Here is a 226-nt window from a genome sequence, read left to right as displayed (position 1 = left end):
GCCGCCGCGCACCGATTCAGCTGCTAAATTGTCAGCCAACGGCGCACTGGCGCTGACCAATTTTCCGCCCCCGCCCACGAGATTGGCGGTGTCCCAGACAATGTCTTTCAGCCCGTGTTTGGTACTGACCGTGACGTTCAGCGGAATAATTGCCCCGCCGCGCCCAATAATCCGGGGTTCCATCATCATGCGGATCAGGATTTTTTTGCGGTATTCCAGCACAATC

1 protein-coding gene is annotated in these 226 nt (G+C 57.1%); it reads right to left on the bottom strand.

Annotation, left to right across the window (positions count from 1 at the left end; all coding sequences use genetic code 11):
- The coding region (locus tag FE392_RS20100) for a hypothetical protein (protein ID WP_319931894.1) at positions 1-226 on the bottom strand (226 nt) is incomplete at both ends.

Origin of the sequence: Xenorhabdus santafensis (genome assembly GCF_033949405.1) — a bacterium.
GTDB classification, from domain to species: Bacteria; Pseudomonadota; Gammaproteobacteria; order Enterobacterales; family Enterobacteriaceae; genus Xenorhabdus; species Xenorhabdus santafensis.
This window is presented reverse-complemented; position numbering and strand designations above follow the sequence as displayed.